Origin of the sequence: Arsenicicoccus cauae (assembly GCF_009707125.1) — a bacterium.
Lineage (GTDB): Bacteria > Actinomycetota > Actinomycetes > Actinomycetales > Dermatophilaceae > Arsenicicoccus > Arsenicicoccus cauae.
In genome coordinates this window covers 100,217-117,236 of the sequence record NZ_WLVL01000028.1, presented here as the reverse complement: position 1 = coordinate 117,236, position 17,020 = coordinate 100,217, and the positions used below count along the sequence as shown (strand labels likewise).

Annotated in this window: 12 protein-coding genes; 7 read left to right on the top strand and 5 right to left on the bottom strand. The window is 72.1% G+C overall.

Annotated elements, in window-relative coordinates; genetic code table 11:
- Nucleotides 1-105: 105 nt before the first annotated feature.
- Nucleotides 106-420: a hypothetical protein gene (locus GGG17_RS08115; protein WP_195849170.1), complete on the bottom strand. Its 315-nt coding sequence runs from the start codon at nt 418-420 to the stop codon at nt 106-108.
- Here GGG17_RS08115 and GGG17_RS08110 point away from each other — a divergent pair.
- From GGG17_RS08110 to GGG17_RS08100, 3 genes are all read left to right on the top strand, one after another.
- Nucleotides 407-6,400 carry a DNRLRE domain-containing protein gene (locus GGG17_RS08110; RefSeq protein WP_195849169.1) on the top strand — a complete coding sequence of 1,998 codons (5,994 nt, stop codon included), beginning with the start codon at nt 407-409 and terminating at the stop codon, nt 6,398-6,400. The two genes, GGG17_RS08115 and GGG17_RS08110, sit on opposite strands and share 14 nt — an antisense overlap.
- Before the next feature lie 516 nt (nt 6,401-6,916).
- Nucleotides 6,917-8,233 carry a MurT ligase domain-containing protein gene (locus GGG17_RS08105; RefSeq protein ID WP_311966524.1) on the top strand — a complete coding sequence of 439 codons (1,317 nt, stop codon included), beginning with the start codon at nt 6,917-6,919 and terminating at the stop codon, nt 8,231-8,233.
- Entirely contained in the window at nt 8,233-9,021 is a 789-nt protein-coding gene (locus GGG17_RS08100) for a type 1 glutamine amidotransferase (protein WP_154593227.1), read from the top strand. Before GGG17_RS08105 ends, GGG17_RS08100 begins: the two co-directional genes overlap by 1 nt.
- Nucleotides 9,022-9,094: 73 nt before the next feature.
- Here the strand turns inward: GGG17_RS08100 and GGG17_RS08095 are convergent, their stop codons facing one another.
- A complete protein-coding gene (locus GGG17_RS08095; RefSeq protein WP_154593226.1) occupies nt 9,095-10,264 on the bottom strand; it encodes a lysylphosphatidylglycerol synthase domain-containing protein in 1,170 nt (389 codons plus the stop codon).
- 2 nt (nt 10,265-10,266) lie between these two features.
- Nucleotides 10,267-11,091 carry a PIG-L deacetylase family protein gene (locus tag GGG17_RS08090; protein ID WP_154593225.1) on the bottom strand — a complete coding sequence of 275 codons (825 nt, stop codon included), beginning with the start codon at nt 11,089-11,091 and terminating at the stop codon, nt 10,267-10,269.
- A gap of 34 nt (nt 11,092-11,125) precedes the next feature.
- Here GGG17_RS08090 and GGG17_RS08085 point away from each other — a divergent pair, with 34 nt between their 5' ends.
- Both GGG17_RS08085 and GGG17_RS08080 read left to right on the top strand, forming a co-directional pair.
- Complete coding sequence (locus GGG17_RS08085; protein WP_311966523.1) at nt 11,126-12,346, top strand: glycosyltransferase family 4 protein; 1,221 nt, start codon at nt 11,126-11,128, stop codon at nt 12,344-12,346.
- Complete coding sequence (locus GGG17_RS08080) at nt 12,343-13,134, top strand: NUDIX hydrolase (protein ID WP_154593224.1); 792 nt, start codon at nt 12,343-12,345, stop codon at nt 13,132-13,134. Before GGG17_RS08085 ends, GGG17_RS08080 begins: the two co-directional genes overlap by 4 nt.
- 10 nt (nt 13,135-13,144) lie before the next feature.
- Here GGG17_RS08080 and GGG17_RS08075 read toward each other — a convergent pair whose 3' ends face one another.
- Together GGG17_RS08075 and GGG17_RS08070 are read right to left on the bottom strand one after the other, a co-directional pair.
- On the bottom strand, nt 13,145-13,408 hold the full coding sequence (locus GGG17_RS08075; protein WP_154593223.1) for a hypothetical protein: 264 nt from the start codon (nt 13,406-13,408) through the stop codon (nt 13,145-13,147).
- Entirely contained in the window at nt 13,405-14,895 is a 1,491-nt protein-coding gene (locus GGG17_RS08070; RefSeq protein WP_195849168.1) for a PspC domain-containing protein, read from the bottom strand. Before GGG17_RS08070 ends, GGG17_RS08075 begins: the two co-directional genes overlap by 4 nt.
- A gap of 124 nt (nt 14,896-15,019) precedes the next feature.
- Between GGG17_RS08070 and GGG17_RS08065 the strand changes: the two genes are divergently transcribed.
- The gene (locus GGG17_RS08065) at nt 15,020-16,315 is read left to right on the top strand and encodes an ATP-binding protein (protein WP_311966522.1); all 1,296 of its coding nucleotides are present in this window, start codon (nt 15,020-15,022) and stop codon (nt 16,313-16,315) included.
- Nucleotides 16,315-16,992, top strand: a complete 678-nt coding sequence (locus GGG17_RS08060; RefSeq protein WP_154593220.1) for a LuxR C-terminal-related transcriptional regulator — start codon at nt 16,315-16,317, stop codon at nt 16,990-16,992. The genes GGG17_RS08065 and GGG17_RS08060 overlap by 1 nt, the downstream gene beginning before the upstream one ends.
- Nucleotides 16,993-17,020: the final 28 nt, after the last annotated feature.

The window sequence follows — 17,020 nt, the reverse complement described above, 5'->3', positions numbered from 1 at the left end:
CAAGCGGGGCAAGCCGGTGTTGTCGGGGGCGTCGGCGACGTGGCCGGACGTGGCTGCTGGGGTGGATTACCGGGTGGACGCGTTGCGTAGTGGTTTCGAGTCGTTCTATGTGGTCAAGGACAAGTCTGCGGTGAACCCCGTGTCGGGGTTGTCGTGGTCGGTGCCGTTGCGGACGCGGGGGTTGACGGCGAAGCCGTCCGCGGATGGTGGCGTGGACTTCGTGGACAGCAAGGGCAAGGTGGTGTCGCGGTTCGAGGCACCGGTGGCGTGGGACGCGAAGAGGGATGAGCGCACGGGGGACCCGGCGAGCCGGGGCGCGGTGAGGTTGACGGTCGAGCAGGCCAGCCCGGGGCAGGCGACCTTGATGATCGCGGTGGACAAGGCGTGGGCCAGCGATCCGGGGCGGGTGTTCCCGATCACGGTGGATCCGACGTATGCGTCGTTGGCGGCGATCAAGCCGAATCTGGACACGTTCGTGCAGTCCGGGTTGGGGTCGGGGCAGGCGTCGGCGACCGAGCTGAAGATGGGCAACAACGGTGCGGGCAACGTCGCGCGCATGTATCTGATGTTCCCGATGGCGTCGTTGAAGGGTCTGCAGGTCAAGTCGGCGACGTTGGGGATGTATGAGACGCATGCGTGGTCGTGCAACCCGCGGTCGTGGGAGGTGTGGGACACCGGTGGTGTCACCGCGTCGACGGTGTGGACGAGCCAGCCGGGCTGGTATCAGCGGTGGGCGTCGTCGACGGCCACGAAGGGGTACTCGTCGTCGTGCGCGGAGGGGTGGGTGACGCAGAACGTCACGAGCCTGGCGGCGGCGTGGGCGGGGAACGGCAATGACTACAACACGATGGGTGTGCGGGCCACGGACGAGGGCGACGCGTATGCGTGGAAGAAGTTCGCGTCGGCCGAGACGGCGACGGCGCCGTACCTGAGCGTGACGTACAACCGGAAGCCGAACGCGGCGGCGATGGCGGGGATGCCCTTCCCGGCGGTGACGTACAAGGCGCCGTCGTGGTCGAGCTCGCTGGTGTACACCTCGGACCTGACGCCGGAGTTCCAGATGGTGGCGACGGACCCGGATGGCAACAACGTGAACCTGAAGGTCGAGATCCATGCTTCGAGCAGCGCGGGGTACAACCAGGCGCCGTTGACGTCGTGTCAGGTCGGTGCCGCGTCGGGGCAGGCGGCGAAGTGCTCGGTGGGGGCGTTGGCGGACAACAGCGTGTTCTACGCGCGGGTCGCGGTGCAGGACGATCAGGGGTTGTGGAACGGCGCCTGGTCGCCGTGGGCGACCTTCCGGACGGCGGCGGTGACACCAGCCGTCCCGGTGGTGTCCTGCCCGGCGCCGTACGCGACGTCGGGGGCGTGGACCGATGCCGCGCCGGCGGGGCCGGTGACGTGCACGATCACCGCGGCCGGGACCGGGACCAGCAGCCCGGCGTACATCCACTACCGGCTGGATGGTGGCGCGGAGCAGCGGGTCGCGATCACCCCGTCCAGCGACCCGAACGCCGCGAAGACCACGGTCACGGTGCCCGCTAGCACGGGTGGGCACTCGGTCGAGGCGTGGACCGCGTCGATCACGGGCAAGACCAGCGCGCACAAGACGCACAGCCTGGGGTGGGGGAACGCGTCGCTGACCGCTCCGGTTGCGCCGTCGGCGGGGGTGCAGGTCGCGGCGACCACGACCGGCGCGATCCGGATCGCCGCGAACGGCCCGCCGAAGGGCGCCGCGTCGTCGGTGACCGGGAAGGTGCAGTGGCGGGTGTCGGGGTATGGCACCTCGGAGACCGGGAAGTGGAACGACGCGACGGGCGTGTCGGCGGTGTCGTTGACGGGGACGGGGTCGGCGACGACCGCGGTCACCTATGCCGCGTCGTGGGACGCGATGACCGCGGACGTCGACAAGGCCCAGACCCCCGAGGTCGGGTTGAACGACCGGACCCCGGTGCTGCTGGACGTGCAGGTGTGCTTCACGTACTCGACGGGCACGCAGTGCACGTGGTCGGCGTCGCCGGTGACGATCTCGCGGGTGCCGCACGCGTTCGGTGGCGGGTTCCCGACCAGCAGCGCCGGGCCGGGGCAGGTCGCGTTGTTCACGGGGGAGTTCAACCAGTCCGTCACGGACGTGTCGGTGCCGGGGTACACCGGGGACCTGTCCCTGTCCCGCTCGCACGCGACGTACGCGAACAGCACGACCGCGTCCGTCACCCCGGCAGCGGGGGTGTTCGGGCCGGGCTGGACGGCGGGTCTGGACGGCTCTGACGCGGGCCTGGCGGGGATGACCCCGATCGATTCCACTCACGTGGACGGGTCGATGGTCTTCCAGGACGGGGATGGCACGTCGTTGGTGTACCGCCCGATCGACGGGCTGCGCCGCACGACGGCGGCCATGACCACCAAGGCGTGGGTGGCCGCGGACGAGGACACCCGCCTGGAGGGCACGACCCTGGCGTGGAACGAGACCAGCAAGGCGTTCACGCTGACCGAGGACGACGGGACCACCACGACGTTCACCGCGACCACGGCCCCGGCGACCGGTGCGGCGGGCGTGTTCGCGCCCACGAGCGTGACCGAGCCCGGGTCGGGCACCACGACGTACACGCGCAGCGCTGCGGGGCTGGTGACCCGGATCCTGGCGCCGGTCCCGGCGGGGATGACCGCGGCGGACTGCCCGGACAACGGCAGCGTGGCGGGGTTGAAGCCGGGCTGCAGGGCCCTGCGCGTCGTGTATGGCGTCAACGGCGCCCCGGCCGGGCAGGTCGGGTCGGTGTCGATGGAGATCTCCACCCCGGATGCCTTGACGGTGAAGGCCTGCGACGGGACCACCAGCACGGCTGCGGCCGGGTCGATGGCCTCGGTGCCGGTCGCCTGTTACACCTACGACGCGAGCAAGCGGTTGACGAAGGTCACTGATCCTCGTTCGGGGTTGGGCACGAGCTATGGGTACGGGTCGCAGAACGAGATCACCAGCGTCACGCCGGCCGGGCAGGCTCCCTTCCAGCTCGCGTACAGCACCGAGGACGCCCGGTTGAAGCTGGCGAGCGTGTCGCGACCCAACCCTTCCGGGGGCGGGGCCACAGCGTTGACGCGGGTCAGGTATGGCATCCAGGGCGCGGCCGGGATGCCCGACATGAGCAGCGACCGGACCCGCCGGTGGGGTCAGGCCAGCGCGCCGACCTACGCGGCGGCGGTGTTCGGGCCGGACTACACCGGTGACATCACCAACCCCGGCCAGGACGGGTGGACCTACGCGGACCTGTCCTACACCGACGCGCAGGGCTACACGACCAACACCGCCTCGTATGGTGCGGGGGCGTGGCTGGCCACGTACACGCGGTACAACGAGCAGGGCAACGTGGTCCTGGCTCTGGACGCCGACGCGGTCGCCCGCGCCCTGACCGCGACCGAGGGGGTGACCTTCGCCGACGGGCAGGTGTACGACGCGTCCGCGCTGGGGACGGTCACCGCCTACAACCCGGACACCACCGCGACCACGACGCCCCCGGTCGGGGTGCCGGCGAAGGCGCCGGCCGGGTCGTTCGTCACGGACGTGTGGGGTCCGCAGCGGACCGCGACGTTGCGGGACGGGACCTGGCAGATCGTGCGCCCGCACACCAAGACCCTCTACGACCAGGGCGCCCCCAACAATGGGGTGAACCCGAAGACGAGTACCGGGTACGGGCTCGCGACCACGGTGACGGTGACCGCGTCGGACACGGGCATGGCCAGCGAGGTCGAGACCACCTCTCGGACGTTCACCGGGTACGAGCCCAAGACACCGGGCGATGACGCGACCAGCGGCTGGACCCTCGGGGCGGCGACGAGCTCGACCGCGGATATGAACCTCGACGGGAGCCCGGGTGCGGGCGACATCACCACCCGCACCTTCCACAACGAGCAGGGCCGCACCGTCGAGACCCGCCAACCCAGCGAGGCCGACACCGGTGGCGGCGCCGGCACCACCCTCACCAGCTACTACACGGTCGCGGCGCAGACCGGCGCCGACGCCGCCTGCGGGAGCAAGCCGGCGTGGGCCGGGCTGGTGTGCGCCACCCGCAAGGCCGCCCAACCCGCCGGGCAGACTCTGCCGGACGAGCGAACCACCAGGTACACCTACCAGCTCGCGCCCGCCGAGACCGTCGAGACCAGCGGCGCGGTGACCCGCACCACCACCACGACGCACCTGCTGGACGGGCGCACCGACACGACCAGCACCAGTGTGGCAGGCCTGTCCTCGTCCGTGGCGCGGCCCGGTGTGAAGACCGTGTACGACCCCGCCACCGGGGCCGTGACCGGGACGATCGAGCTCGACGCGAACGGCGCCGCGACCGGCCCGAGCCAGACCACCGTCCTGGACTCGTGGGGGCGGCAGGCCAGCAACACCAACCAGCTGGGCGACCAGACCACCACCACCTATGACACCGCCGGACGCGTTGCGACGGTCACCGACGGCAAGGGCGTCACGTCCTACGGGTACGACGGGACCGACCTGGCCGGCAAGACCGAACGACGCGGCCTGACCACCCGGGTGGTGATCTCCCGGTCTGCTGGGAAGGGCGATGTCACGTTCGCGGGCGCGTACGACACGGACGCGAAGATGTACCGGCAGTCCCTGCCGGGCGGCCTGACCCAGGACGTCACCTTCGACGAGGCCGGTGAACCGGTCGGGATGTCCTACTCCGGACAGGTCACGCCGTACACCACGTCCACGGACGCGGACGGGAACCCGGTGTACACGCCCGGCGCCCCGACCACGGGCGTGTGGATGGCCTGGACCCAGGCCAACGACCCCACCGGGCGCGTGGTGCGTGACTGGACCGGGCAGGGCGCGGCGTTCGACGGGAAGGCCGGCACCACCACCACCCCGACCGAGGTCACCAAGCCCGGCGACGCGATCGGGTACGACCGGGCCTACTGGTACGACAACGCCGGCCGCCTGGACACCGTGCGGGACCGCACCGCGACCACGACCGGGACCACGGTGACCCCGACCAGTGACGCGTCCCCAGCTGTGCCATGCACGGTCCGCTGGTACGGGTACGAAGGCACCACCGGACGCAACGGCAACCGCACCGGGCACACCAGCCAGACCCACACCGACGGCAGCTGCACCAGCACCCCGACCAGCAACACCGCGTCGTGGTACGAGTACGACACCGCCGACCGCGCCACGAACAGTGCCGGCTACACCGGCACCTACACCTACGACCCGCTCGGCCGCCAGACGACCGTCCCCGCCAGCGACGCGCCCGACCCCGGCAAGGGCGACCTGACCCTGGCGTACTACGACACCGACCTACCCCAACGGGTGAAGCAAGGATCCACGGACACCACGTTCACCCTCGACGTCGCCGGGCGCCGCCTCACCGGGCGCACCACCAGCACCGACCCAGCGCTCGGGTCCTCCACGGTCGTGCGGCACTACACCGACGGGACCGACAACCCGGCCTGGATCGCGACCACCCCCGACGGCGGCACCCCCGCGATCACCCGGTACGCCGAATCCCTCGCCGGTGACCTCGGCGCCCAGCTCGACCAAGACGGGTCCATGCAGATCAGCCTGGCCACCCTGCACGGCGACGTCGCCACCACCATCACCATCGGCGCCGACCAGCCCTCCACCACCGCAGCCACCAGCATCAACGGGTGGAGCGACTACACCGAATACGGTGCACCCCGCGACCCCACCACCACCCGCGCCATCGCCGGACCCGCCGGCTACGGATGGCTCGGAGCCAAACAACGCTCCACCACCCCCGCCACCGCCGGCCTGACCCTCATGGGCGACCGCTACTACAACCCCACCCGAGGCCTCTTCACCAGCCTCGACCCCGAACCCGGAGGCAACCCCACCGCCTACACCTACCCCCTCGACCCCATCAACGGCTACGACCTCGACGGCCGCTGGGGCATCAATTGGGGAAATGCGTGGAATTCAGTAAAGTCGGGTGCGCGATCTGCACTTTCGTGGGCTGGCAATCACAAAATGGAGATTGCCACAACGGCACTCATGTTTGTTCCAGGGGTCAGCGTGGCGGCTTGGGGTTATCGAGCCTACCGCGTTTATGCGGCCGTGCGTACCGCTCAAACAGTGGTGGCGGCAGGTCGAGCGGCGACCGTTGTGAATAGAGCAAGAATAGCTCGAGCCTCGCTGTACGCTACGCGCAGCAAGTCAACGTCCAGGCTGGTGAACTCGACATTTCATCGTGGGTCGTTCTCTGGCAAGCATGGCGCATATCGGTCGTTTGCGTACCACTATGCTAAGCACGGGCGAAATCATGGTGGACCATCCGGCTACGCAAAGGCAGCACACGCCCTGCGAAGGGGGTCAAACGGCAAGCACCGAGGTTCGCCCGGGGGGATAAGGATTGACAATAGGTGGAAGAGTTTCTGGTGATGATCACGCATAGAAGGAGTCAGGAAAAGTGCTTTATCGCCTTTCATTGCGAGAGATAGCTGCTATTGAGGAGCTATATTGCGAGGTAAGTCAACTATGGCCCAATGGGACACAAATAGACATTGACTCTGAGGCGGGAGTTGCCGCGAACTATCTCCAGTCGTGGATCGACGGAGTCATTTCGAGTGATGGAGTCGTAAGTGGGGGTTCTTTGATAGATATTGAGAAGTTGGCTAATGACAGTCGCAATATTCCACAAGTCGGCGACATCGTAGACAGAGTGTGGAGGGTTGCTAAAGAGGCTCTTCCAAGATGAGGGTGTGGGTGGAGGTCGGTCCTGAGCGGCGGGGTGGGGCGCGTCGGTCCACGGGTAGGCGTCGAGGTCTTCCGAAGATGGAAGTTCTGACGCTCACCATCTGGAAGACCTCGACGCGCTTGACGCTCCCGTCACTGACCCTGGTCTGACGACCCTCACCGGTATACGGCCTCGGCACCTGCGCGGGTAGGGTGACGGACGTGTTGAGGACGACGGCCGCGATCGCGGCAGGCAAGCTCGCCCGGACGGCGTCGCGGCTGCGAGGCGGAGGCAGCGGCGGCTCGGCCCTGCCGGGGCTGGTGGCGGAGCGGATCGACCCGGCGTTCCTGCGGTCGACCCTCGGCGGGCTGCCGCGCGGCATCGTCGTCATCAGCGGCACCAACGGCAAGACCACCACCACCAAGATGGTCGTCGCGCTGCTGCGGGCCCACGGCCTGCGCGTCCTGACCAACCCCACCGGGTCCAACTTCACCCGCGGCGTGATCTCCTCGATGCTCGCCGAGTTGCCGCTGACCGGCCGCCTCGACGCCGACATCGCGGTGCTCGAGCTGGACGAGGCGCACGCCCTGAAGTTCGCCGAGGTCGTGACCCCCACCCACGCGCTGCTGCTCAACGTCGCCCGAGACCAGCTCGACCGGTTCGCCGAGATCGACCACACCGCACGGCTGCTCACCCGCCTCGCGGAGCAGACGACGCGGGGTGTGGTGCTCAACCGCGACGACTCCTTCATCTCGCGCATCGACGAGCGCGTCCGGCCCGGCGCCGAGGTGCGGTGGTTCGGCGTGGACCCGTCCATCGCCGACCGGCTGCCCGAGCTGCAGGAGGCCGACGTCCGCTTCAGCGAGGCCGACGAGGTGCCCGATCCCGGACCGAGCGACGGGCTCCTCAAGCCGGTCGACGACCACGCCTTCACCATCGTCTTCGGCGACGGGCACGACGTCGGACCGGTGACGCTGCGCCAACGAGGGCTCGCGGCGATGATCAACGCGACCGCGGCGACCTCGCTCGTGCGCCTGCTGCTGGGCGCGGAGTTCCGGCATACGACCGCGTCGCAGGCCCTCGCCACGGTCACCCCACCGTTCGGGAGGGGCGAGGTCGTCGACGTCGACGGCCAGCCCCTCGAGCTGGTGCTGGTCAAGAACCCCGCCGGGTTCACCGTCGCGCTCGGCACCTACGGCACCACCCCTGTCGCCTCGATGATCGCGATCAACGACAACTACGCCGACGGCCAGGACGTCTCGTGGCTGTATGACGTGAGCTTCGAGTCCCTCCGCGACCTCGGGGTCGCCGTCACGAGCGGGGTGCGGGCCTACGACATGGCGCTGCGGCTGCGCTACGACGACGTGCCCGTCACGGCCGTGGAGCCCGACCTCGAGACCGCCCTCGACCTGTTCCTCGCCGAGCACCGGGACGAGCCCAAGCGGATCTTCTGCACCTACACCGCGATGATGGCGCTGCGGCGGGTGCTCGCCCAGCGCTACGACCTGCCGGACTTCGGCGAGGAGGCCAAGGCCTGATGAGCGAGCTCGCGACCGGCACCCCCGCGCACCTCCCCACCCGGGGCCCGAGCAAGGGCCGGGTCACCCTCGTCCACCTCTACCCGCGCGAGATGAGCATCTACGGCGACCTCGGCAACACGCGCGCGCTCGCGTCGCGGCTGCGGTGGCACGGCTACGACGTCGAGGTGGTCGGCCACGCTCCGGGCGACCCCTGGCGCGACGACGTGCACCTCGTCATGGGCGGCGGCGGCCAGGACTCCGGCCAGGCCCGGGTCGAGGACGACCTGGCCCGCATCGGCGACCGGCTAACGGCGCTGGCGGCCGACGGGTGCCCCATGCTCGCCATCTGCGGGATGTACCAGCTCTTTGGCAACGCCTTCGTCACCGTCGAGGGCCAGCGGCTGCCCGGCCTCGGGATCCTCGACGTCACCACCACCGGCAACGCCAAGCGGATGATCGGCGGGATCGTCCTCGACACGCCCTTCGGCGAGGTCGTGGGCTTCGAGAACCACTCGGGCTCAACGGTGCTCGGGCCCCAGCAGCAGCCCTTCGGGCAGGTGCGGGCCGGTCAGGGCAACAACGGCACCGACGGCACCGAGGGCGCCATCACCGGCCACGTCGTCGGCACCTACCTGCACGGGCCGGTCCTGCCGGCCAACCCGGCCCTGGCCGACGCCCTGGTCGGGTGGGCGGCCGAGCGCGCCACCGGCCGGGCCTTCGAGCCAACGGCGATCGACGACGCGTATGCCGACCACGCCCGCACCCGCCAGGTCCGCCGCCTCGTGGCCGGCACCCGTCGGCGCTGACGCCCTCTCGGGCGGGCGACCACACGGACCCGAGAGGTCACTTCTCGGTGCTTTCGGGGACGTTGGAACGTTCTCATCGCCCCGGGGGGTCACTTTTCGTCGTCTCGGCGGGGCCTGGCGGCGTGATGTGAGCTGGGGGCTCAGCTTGGGTCGTCTGGGGGTGTGTGGGCGGGCGCGGTCGCGAGGTGGCGGGGCGGCGGCCGGCATACCGGCCCTTGGTGAGCCACCAGACCAGCCCACCCAGCGCGCCCAGCGGCAGCTCGAGCAGGTGGGTGTAGATCGTGAAGAGCACGATGCCCGCGGCGGCCGGCGCGTGCGCGGCCCCGAAGCCGACCAGCGCGATCGCGGTCCCGGCCTCTGTGACGCCGACCCCGCCGGGAGTCACGCCGACGGCGGTCAGCAGCCGGCCGATGGCGAACGCCGCGAAGAAGTGCGCCAGCGACAGGTGCACCCCGGTGGCCCGCAGGCACAGTACGAACAGCGCGTACTGGAACCCGAAGAACCCGATCATCCCGAAGGTCATCGAGACCCAGCCGGTCTCGACCACGTGGCCGATGCGGGCGCGCAGGTCGGCCACCAGGGCGTCGACGCCCTGCCCCGGGCGGCGTCGGACCCGGCGCACCAGCGGCCCGATCACGCGGTCCAGCAACCGGCCGGTGGTCGTGGCCACGCGCTCCGAGGCGATGACGGCGACGAACCAGCCCAGCAGCCCGAGCCCCACGAGCGCGCCGACCGCGGCGCCGCGCGCCACGCCGGGGGGCATGGGTTCGCCGGCGAGCAGCAGGACGGAGATGCCGAGCACGGGCAGCGCCATCCGGCCGAGGACGTTCCAGACGCCGCTGACGATGAGGGAGGTGGAGATGTCGCGGGGGGTGAAGCCCCAGGAGCGATACATGCCGTATGTCGCCGCCGCCCCCATGGCCCCGCCGCCCGGCAGCAGGTTGCCGGCCGCGGAGCCGGCGACGTTGACCATGAGCGCCTGCGGGTGCGTCAGCCCGGCCAGCGATCCCGTCAGCGTGAACGTGTAGCACCACAGCGCCGCGAGCATGAGCACGAACAGGCCGATGATGTTGGCCCAGCTGAGCGCGTCGAGGTGCGCCAGCAGCGCGGCCCACGACGTCTCGGCGAAGTGCGGCAGCCCCCAGGCCAGCAGCGCGATCGCGAGCCCCGTGCCGAGGACGGCCTGCAGGGCGGTGCGCCACCATGGTCGGCGCTGGTCGATGCCCTCTCCCCCCGGAGCCATGCTCAGCCCAGCCCGTCGAAGACGTCCCGGGCGACCGGCGACCCCGGCGGTCGCGAGGCGTCCACGAACCACTCGCGCCCGAAGACCAGGCCGTAGAGCGGGCGGGGGATCCGGAGGAAGGCCGCCAGGGTGCGGTCGCCGTCGTCCGCGGCGGCCTGGGAGGCGTGGGCCCGCATCGAGGCCCGCTTGGCGGCGATGTGCCGACGGACGTCGATGCGGTGGGTGATCTCGGCGCGGGCGGAGTAGGCGCGGTCGAAGGAGGCCCGGTCGAACTCGGGCGGGAAGGGATACACGAGCGCGGCGAGGTCCAGGGCGCGGCAGATCGTGTCGCGGGGGACCGTGGCCTGCAGCACCCGCGGCGTGCCGGCGAGCTCGGCGGCACGCGCGCCGACGTGGTGCACCTGGACGTGGTCGCGGTGACCGTAGCCGCCGTTGCGGTCGTAGGTCAGCAGCACGTCGACCGACTCCTCGCGCAGGATCCGCGCCAGGCGCTCGGCGGCCTCGTCGACGTCGGCGCGCACGAACCTCGTCATGCCCTCGGGGTCGGGGTAGAGCTCCGCGCCGGACCCGCTGTCGGCGTAGCCCAGCCACTCGACCCGCGCCACGCCGAGCGCGGCGCACGAACGCATGAGCTCGCCGAGTCGCCGCTCCCCGAGGGACCGGGCGGCGGAGCCGGCATACGAGCTGGAGGTCAGTCCGAGGTCGCCGTCCGTGGCGGTGACCACGATGACCCGGTGCCCCTCGGCGGCGGCCCGGGCCAGGGTGCCGGAGGTGAGCAGGGCCTCGTCGTCGGGGTGGGCGTGGAACGCGAGCAGTGTGTGAGCCATCGTGGTCATCCTCTCGCATGGCAGGGTGGATGTCGTGAAGGTGGCCTTGCTGTCGGACTGCTATCTGCCGCGCCTCGGCGGCATCGAGGTGCAGGTCCACGACCTCGCGGGGTGGCTGCGGCGGGCGGGCCACGAGGTCGAGGTGTTCACCGCGACGCCCGGGCGGGCGGGGGAGCGGCACGGGGCGGTCGAGCTGGTCGACGGCGTCCCGGTGCACCACCTCGCGCTACGGCTGCCCGGCGACCTGCCGGTCAACCCGTGGGCGCCGCCGGAGCTGCGACGCCGGCTGCTGGCCGGTCGCTTCGACGTGGCGCACGTGCACATGGGGGTGGTGAGCCCGTTCGCGCGCGACGCGGTCGACGTCGCGCTCGCGGCCGAGGTCCCGACCGCGGTCACCTGGCACTGCGTGCTGGACGCGATGGAGCGGGTGCTCGCCGTCAGTGGGCGCGTGCGACGGTGGGCCGGGCGAGGTGTCGCGCTGTCGGCGGTGAGTCGTATGGCGGCCCGCCCGCTGCAGCGCCTCGCCCCAGACGCGCGGGTCACCGTGCTGCCTAACGGGATCGACGTAGACCGCTGGCGATCCTCCACAGCCGCAACGGTTCTCGGCCCGCAGGGTCACTGCGGCACTGACGGCGCTGGCGGCACTGGCGGCGCTGGCGGCGCTGGCGGCGCTGACGTCGCCGGCGGTGAGCCGGTGCGGTTCGTCACCGCCATGCGGCTGGCCCGGCGCAAGCGCGCGGTCCCGCTGGCGCGCGTGGCCCGACGCGTGGACGACCTCGTCGGCGACGAGAACAATTGGGGCATCGAGGTGTTCGGCGAGGGGCCGCAACGCGGGCTGGTGCAGGCCTATCTGCGCACGCACGGCCTGACCGACCGGGTCCTGCTGCGCGGCAGGGTGTCTCGCGACGAGCTGCTCGAGTCCTACCAGGGCGCAACGGCGTACGTCTCGCCGACGGTGCTGGAGGCCTTCGGCATCGCCGCGCTCGAGGCACGGGCCGCGGGGCTCCCGGTCGTCGGTCGGCGGGGCAGCGGGGTCGAGGAGTTCGTCGAGGACGGCGTGACCGGCCTGCTGGCGGGGGGCGACCGGGAGCTCGCCGCTCACCTGGCTACCCTGGTGCTGGACCCCGGTGCCCGGCACCGCCTGCGACAGGCGAGCCGGGCGACGCCGCCCACGCAGTCGTGGCCGACGGTGGTGGGCATGGTGGAGGCGGAGTACGCGCGAGCCGGGCGGCTCGCGAGGAGGCGGAGGACATGACCGGGGACCAGCCAGGTCTGCTCAGCGAGGACGAGTACGGCCGCGTCGTGCGCCACGGACGGGTGCTGGACTCGCCCGTGCAGGTCGACGGCTACGACCACGAGGGCCGGCGGCGCGTCGCCCTCGACCTGCCGCACGGCGTCACGCCGGAGAACCTGCTGCGCAGCCACGGGTGGGAGCCCGGCGCGCCCCTCGCGGCGGAGCGCTCGCTCGGCGACCCCCACGCCGTGGTCCTGTCCTACGCGGTGCGTCCCCGCCCGGAGGGGCCCGAGCCGTTGCCCGTGGTGACCACGCCGGTGGACGCCGGCGTCGAGCTGGATCCCGACGAGCCGCCGTTGGTGCGCACGAGGGTCGCGGCATACGCCGTCGTGGTCGGCCCGCTCGGGGTGCTGCTGGCCGAGGCGTCGGACCGCACGAATGCCGCGGGGGCGTGGGGGCTGCCCGGCGGCGGGGTGGAGCCGGGGGAGGACCCCGCGGCCGCCGTGGTGCGCGAGGTCTGGGAGGAGACGGGGCAGGACATCACGCGGCCCCGGCTGGTCGCTGTGCGCAGCCACCACTGGATCGGGTTGTCCCCCAAGGGAGTCCTGGAGGACTTCCAAGCCGTGCGGCTCGTCTATCGGGCCGAGCTCATGGGCGGGACGCCGGTCGTCGTGCACGACCGGGACGGCACGACGGCCTCCGCCGCGTGGGTCCCGGGGGACGCGGTGCGGGGGGAGGAGCTGCGGCTGGCGCCGGCCTGGGCCGACCTGGCCGACCTGCTGCCCCCCGACCCGCCGCCCCCCGGCTGAGGAGGCTCCGTCAGCGGCCACGACGAGCGATGCCGACGGCACCGACGAGCAGCAGGATGACGCCGACGCCCACCACGATCCATGGGCCCTGGGTGACGAGGTCGATGGTGATCACCGCCAGCTCGCGCAGCAGCACCGAGGCCGCGCACAGCAGCCCGAGCAGGCCCACGACGATCGCCGGGGCATAGGGGCCGCGCGGCTGCCTGGTCGCCTCGAGCTCGGCGAGACGGCGCGCCTCGTCGGCGTCGATCGGGTAGAAGGGCTGGTCGGTCATGGTGCGACCTCCTCGATGATCAGGTCCCCGAGGCCGATCTGGCCCCTCAGGACGAGCACGGGTGTGCCGGTGCCGATGGTGGTGTCCGTCTCGCCGAGGTCCGTCCGGGACCCGTCGGGGTGGCGGACGACGGCGTCGCCCAGCCCGATCTGGGTCTTGACCCGCACGGGCATCCCCTGCGGGACGCGTACGGTCATCTCGCCCACGCCGACCTGCAGGCTGACCTCCTGGCCGTGCAGGCTCGCGCGGTCCACGGAGGTGAGGTCCAGGACGCCGCCGCCCGCGCCCACGCGGTATGCCGACGTGCCGTCAAGCGTGGTCGGCGCCCAGCGCTGGTCCATCGGGGACGACGAGATGGTCGTGCCCCCGTCGGCCACGTCCAGGCGCAGCGGCCCCCCGAGGGCCAGCGTGACGATGGCCAGGGCGAGGACGAGGGGGACCGTGAAGCCCCCGCGACGCCCGGCGAGACCCACCACCACCAGCAGCGCCGAGACGAGAGCCAGCGCCGCCGCCGCCGCGACGGCATAGGGGTGGTCGAGGTGGATGCGGCCGGTCTGGTCGGCCGCGAGGACCGCACCGATGCCGGCGGCGGCGAGACCGATGGCCGCCGCCGTGCCGGGCCAGCCGAGGGTGGGGCGGCGACGGCGCGCCGGGACATAGGCGGCGTGCGCGTGGACCCGCGTGGCTCCCGAGATGGGGTGCTCCGAGCGTGACCCCGCCGGAGCCTCCGGCGCGGCGGGCCAGCTCATGGCAGGGCTGGAGGCCGGGGACACGGCGTCACCGGTGGCCCGGACGGTGTCGAGGCTCGTCCCGCCGATGGGGAGCTGAGTGGTCTCGGCCGCCGGCTGCGCGTCCCCGCCCCCGGCGAGCGGGTGCGCGTCCGAGGCGTCGGGCGCGGTCGGGGCGCCCGGGGTGTCCGGGGTGTCCGGGGTGTCCGGGGTGTGCAGGATGTGCGAGGTGGCGGTGCCCGTGGGTGAGATGGCGGAGGTGCCGCCCCCACCGGGCCGGGCCTGTCCGCGGCGGGTCCACCAGACGTAGCCGCCGGCCCCCAGCAGGACCAGCACAACGATCCCGCCCGCGCTGCCCGCCGGTGAGCCGTCGTTCAGACCAAAGGCGTCCGTCACACCCCCCACGCTCACCAGCAGGGTGAAGGCCAGCAGCACCACCGAGTCGCCGTCGCCGTGGCGCAGCGCCTTCTCGAGCGGGATCTCGTCCTTGGCGTCCGCGAGCAGCAGGAACGCGACGAAGTAGGCCGGGAAGGCGATGCCACCCATGACGAGCAGCGCGATCCAGACGAGGCGGACGACGAGCGGGTCGACGCCGATCTTGTCGGCGACGCCGCCGCACACCCCGGCCACCCAGCGGTGGGACAGCCGGCGGCGGATGCCGGTTTCGCGCACACCGCGAAAGAACCGGTCCAGCGCGTCCGGCTGGCGATCGGTGACCTCGGGCGGGCCGGGTGGTGTGGGAGGCGGCTGCTGCGTCATACGGACAATCTCTCCCCCGGCGCGGGGACGATCCATGAGGGTCGCCCCTGAGCCCACCCTGACGATCCCCTGACCTGCGGGCTCGACCCTCGCCCGGGGGCGGCCGATGGGTGAGGATGGGGTCGTGCCCACCCCCTACGAGACCCAGCGCGTGGCGCAGCCGGAGCCGACGCCCCGGCTGCTGCGCCCCGTCGACAGCGGCTGGGTGGCGGGGGTCTGCGCCGGGCTCGCCGAGCACCTGCGCGTGCAGGTGGGGGTCATCCGCCTGGCGCTCGTGCTCCTCACGATGTTCGGGATGGGCACCGGCGTGATCCTCTATCTCGCCGTGTGGGCGCTCACCCCCCAGCGCCTCGGACCCGGCGGCACCACGCGCTCGGCGCCGACGATGCCCGGGGCCGGCGTCGCGGGCGGCGCGCCCCGTTGGCCGGCGCTGCGGCAGCGCCTCCTGCACGACGAGGCAGTGGTCAACCTCCTGCTGGGCCTCGCGCTGGTCGTCGGCGGGCTGGCCGTCGTCCTCACCCGGCACGGGGTGGACCTGCGGCTCGGCGTGACGCTGCCGCTCGCGCTCATCGCGAGCGGTGCCATCGTCGTGTGGACCCAGCTGGACCGCAGCGAGCGCGACCGCTTCCTGCAGCTGTCGGCCGCCGACTCGCGGGCCGGGCTGGCCCGCGTGGTCACCGGGGTCCTGCTGACGCTCGCCGGCGTCGTCGTGCTCGCCAGCCGCGCCCAGGGCATCGGCGGGCTCGGCGACGCGGCCCTGTCGGCGCTCGCCGTCCTCGTGGGGCTCGTCGTCATCCTCGCCCCCTGGGGCATCCGGCTCTGGGACGGGCTCAAGGCCGAGCAGGCCGAGCGCGTGCGGGCCACCGAGCGCGCCGACATCGCCGCTCACCTGCACGACTCCGTCCTGCAGACCCTCGCCCTGATCCAGCGCAAGGCCGACGACCCCACCGCCGTGCAGCGGCTCGCCCGGGCCCAGGAGCGCGAGCTGCGCTCCTGGCTGTATGGCGGCGGCGGCGCCACCCCGACCACCCTCTCGGCCGCGGCGGCCTCGGTGGCCCACGACGTGGAGGACCGGCATGGCGTGCCGATCGACCTCGTCGTCACGGGCGACGTCGACCTCGACGCCGACGTGTCCGCGCTGGTCAAGGCGCTGGGTGAGGCGCTCAACAATGCCGTGCGGCACGGCGCCGCCCCGGTGTCGGCCTATGTCGAGGCGGGCCCGCTGGGCGTCGAGGCCTTCGTCCGCGACCACGGGCCGGGCTTCGACCTCGGCGAGGTGCCGCTCGACCGGCTCGGCGTGCGCGGCTCGATCGTGGACCGGATGGACCGCCACGGCGGCACCGCGCGGATCCGCCGCCTCGAGGACGGCACCGAGGTCTCGCTCACCCTCCCACCACGACCCACCACCGAGGAGTCCTGATGCTTCCCCCGACGACCCCGATCCGTCTCGTCCTCGTGGACGACCACACGATGTTCCGGGCGGGTGTGCGCACCGAGCTGGACACCTCGCTGCCGGTGGTGGGGGAGGCCTGCGACGTGGAGTCGGCCGTCGCCGTCATCAAGGCCGAGCGCCCCGACGTCGTGCTCCTGGACGTGCACCTGCCCGGCGGTGACGGGCGCGGCGGCACCGACGTGATCCTCGGGTGTGCCGGGTGCACTACGGAGGCGGGCACGCCCGTCCGCTTCCTCGCACTGTCGGTCAGCGACGCCGCCGAGGACGTCATCTCCGTCATTCGCGCCGGGGCCCGGGGCTATGTCACCAAGACGATCAGCGGCAACGACCTGGTCACCGCCATCCGCCGGGTCGCCGAAGGCGACGCGGTGTTCAGCCCCCGGCTGGCGGGGTTCGTGCTTGACGCGTTCGGTGCGGCCGCTGGAGAGATCGCGGAGGTCGACGAGGAGCTCGACCGACTGTCGGCGCGCGAGCGCGAGGTGATGCGGCTCATCGCGCGCGGCTATCAGTACAAGGAGGTGGCCAAGGAGCTGTTCATCTCCGTCAAGACCGTCGAGACGCACGTGTCGAGCGTGCTGCGCAAGCTGCAGCTGTCGAGCCGCCACGAGCTCACCGCCTGGGCGATGAACCGCCACCTCCTCTAGACCTACCGGGGGCGGGATCATCAGCCTG